The 3334-nt window shown below is 39.3% G+C and carries 3 protein-coding genes; 1 reads left to right on the forward strand and 2 read right to left on the reverse strand.

The features are described 5' to 3' along the window. A partial coding sequence (locus tag FJ213_13080) for a carboxypeptidase regulatory-like domain-containing protein (protein MBM4177084.1) occupies window positions 1-149 on the reverse strand: 149 nt, incomplete at its 3' end. Window positions 150-894: 745 nt separating this feature from the next. On the opposite strand from FJ213_13080, the gene FJ213_13085 reads away from it, so the two are divergent. Continuing rightward, complete coding sequence (locus FJ213_13085; protein ID MBM4177085.1) at window positions 895-2208, forward strand: DEAD/DEAH box helicase; 1314 nt, start codon at window positions 895-897, stop codon at window positions 2206-2208. Between the two features lie 111 nt (window positions 2209-2319). Here FJ213_13085 and FJ213_13090 read toward each other — a convergent pair whose 3' ends face one another. Continuing rightward, window positions 2320-3129, reverse strand: coding sequence for an arylamine N-acetyltransferase (locus tag FJ213_13090; GenBank protein MBM4177086.1), 810 nt, complete (start codon window positions 3127-3129; stop codon window positions 2320-2322). Window positions 3130-3334: the final 205 nt, after the last annotated feature.

Consider the following 3334-nt stretch of genomic DNA (forward strand, 5'->3'; position numbering starts at 1 on the left):
GAAACTCCGTCGTATGTATCTTTCAAATAAACATTCGCACGCGGAAGTGGCTGATCGTCGGAGTCTTTTATCACTCCGGAAATTTTTGTCTGCCCATAACTGAATGATGAAATAACAAAAAGAATTAAGCACGTAATTATATGTTTCATGATTCTATCCAATATGAAAAAATCTTTTACGCAAACATAAATCAAAGGTTATTTACACTCAAAGTGTAATAGGTGAAGATACGGATTTTATCGGTGAAATAAGATTTTATTGAAATCAATGGTATGAACCTCGGGGCAAGCCCCGAACCCAGTTCCGCCGCAAGCGGCAGGGAATTTGACCCACCCTTCTCGTCCGCCGAAGCGGAACGCGTAGGCGGATTAAACGAATGTTAATTCCGTGCGTCTTGCTATACTTTATGAAATGATATGTCGCCCCTGTGGGGCTTCTTGCATTCAGCTTTTTTGAGTTTCTTTAGATATTCCACTCCTAACGGAACTGAAAATTCCATTGGGAATAAATATTTACTAGAAGAAAGAATCTTCTGTCTCAATGGGACTTGTTGCAGTCGGATAGTTCGGTTGTCTTTAGATATTCCGCTCCTAACGGAGCTGAAATTTCATTGGAATTAGCGATTTACAGGAAGTTGCTCCTTTCGTTCTATAGGTTTAGCTGAGCCGTAAAGTATTGTTATTTCTCCGTTACGAATCTTTTAAAAATAGGATAAAATGTTTTTTTAGCTTAACTTTGCCGCGTGATTTTTGACACTAATGCCTCCGGCAGAATATTCCTCACAAATTACCGCTTATTATAGTTACTAATTAAGCACAATTAACAAACCGCCGTAATTAAGCCCCGATATTACCGGGTTGAAAGTTTAATCCGGTAAGCAAAAAAGAAAGAAATATGTCATTCAATAATTTAAATCTGATCAAGCCTCTGCAAACGGCTCTTGCTAACGAAGGCTATACAATACCAACGCCTATTCAGCAGCAGGCAATTCCGGTAATACTGGAGAGGAAAGATCTCCTCGGTTGTGCTCAAACCGGTACCGGTAAAACGGCGGCATTCGCTGTTCCCATTTTACAAATACTGAGCGAAGCAAGAGAGCCGGGCAGACCTAAAAGGCGAACTATAAAAGCTTTAATACTAACTCCTACACGAGAGCTTGCGGTTCAGGTCGGCGAGAGTTTCAGCGTGTACGGAAAACACACGGGATTAAAAAACACAGTTGTATTCGGCGGCGTTTCTCAGTTTTCTCAAACAGCTAAGTTGAAGCACGGCATTGATATTCTCGTTGCTACTCCGGGCAGACTCCTCGACCTTGTTAATCAAAAATATATTGATCTCTCCCGCATAAATCTTTTTGTGCTTGATGAAGCCGATAGAATGCTTGACATGGGATTTATAAATGATGTTAAAAAAATTATCTCTAAGCTTCCTGCAAAAAGACAAACGCTGTTTTTCTCGGCTACAATGCCCGAAGAAATTGTTAAGTTGTCCAAAACAATCTTAACCGAGCCTGTAAAAATTGATATTACGCCTCAAACCAAAACTGTTGATGTGATTAAACAGGCGGTTTATTTTGTTTCAAGAGCCGATAAAAAGAAATTGTTGATTTACATTTTAAAGAACGAGGATGTTTCTTCTGCTCTCGTATTTACGAGAACAAAACGCGGAGCGGATATGGTTGCCAGGTTTTTAAATGACGCAAAAATACATACTGCGTCTATTCACGGGGATAAATCGCAAAACGCAAGACAAAGGGCATTGGATAATTTCAAATCTATGCGAACAAAAGTTCTTGTTGCAACTGATATTGCCGCAAGAGGAATTGATATAGATAGACTATCTCACGTTTTTAATTATGATATTCCCGAATATTCAGAAACTTATATTCACAGGATTGGGCGTACAGGCCGAGCTGGACTTAGCGGTACAGCGCTTTCTTTCTGCGGTGCTGAGGAAAGAGCTTACCTTAAAGAAATAACTAAACTTATAAAATCCGCAATTCCAGTTATTGAGGATCATCCTTTTCTACCGGGTAAGATGAATCAAGAAATTGTTGAGAAATTTATAAGAAAATCGCGTTCTTCAAAAAGGCAAGGGCCCTCACATTCGCACGGCCATTCTCAAACAGAGTTCCGCCGTTCGAAAAAAAGAGGAGCGGGAAAATCACGCAGTAAAAAAAGCAGAACTAAATTCAAAGTCAGTAATTGAATCAATTCCGAAGGAGTGCATCGGAAAAATCCGCAGCACATTACGCAGTTACTATAAATACGAAGCTGAACTTTTTGTCATGTTGAGCGAAGCGAAACATCTAAAAAACTCTCAATCATAAATATCCTTCAGCTCTTTAACAAAAGCGACTGCTTCCCTAACAAGATTCGCCGGCATATCAAATTTTTCACTGACAAAATCCGGCAGCTCATCACGCGAAAGTTTTTTGGTTGCCGATTCCGAACCAGCCGTTTCGGTATAGAGAAGATTCTTCAGAACAAAAGAGCCGCTTTCGCTGAATTTTGTAATACGAATTGCATTCATAAATACCGCATCATTTGAATAAGAGTCGGCTATTACTTTACTGAAATCATCTATCTCGCGCGGTTGAGTGTTTGCAGCATACCAGTGCTGAAGTTTGTCATCCGAGTATTGTTCCACTTTAATTCTTCCGCTTTCATCTCTCGGTCTAATAATATATTTTTCATTGCCAAAATTTATGCAGTAATCCTCATTTAAATCTGCAGGCAAAGGACTTAGGAACGGCGCCGCATAGCCGCAGTCAACAACAAACTCTCGTCTGTTAATATCTACCATGCTTATCACATGTACATCGGGCTGGCGCATATCGGCACCGCAAAGCTTGATATCAAAACCGAGATGCTCAAGCAACAGATAGAGATAATAATTATTTGCATAACACGTCCCGCCGAAATTGTGCATATCGATATCGTCAAGGTACTGCGGGAGTTCGGGGAAATAGTTCTTCCCTTGCTGTTTATAATAAAGCTTTGAAATATTTTCAAACGGAACTTTGATCAGATGAGCTTTAACGATTTTCTTAAGCAGTGCAAGAGATGGCTCTGCTTTTTCAACTTCAAGCAGTGAAAGATATTTTTTGAATAATGCTTTTCTCTCCACTAATTCCCAATTGCTTTTTTACGTCGACATTTTTACCGGATGAAGAAACTTTCGTAATGCCATCGTCCTCTTTGTCTGATTCAACACAAACTTTATAAACCTTCATACTTTCAACTTTTTACTATTTACTATAGTGCCATTTGTCCCCTGAGGTTTCTTTAGTTACTTGTTGCTTTCTCAGGATTTAAGTCTTTATATAATTTAA

The sequence above is a fragment of the Ignavibacteria bacterium genome (assembly GCA_016873845.1).
Taxonomy (GTDB): Bacteria; Bacteroidota; Ignavibacteria; order Ch128b; family Ch128b; genus JAHJVF01.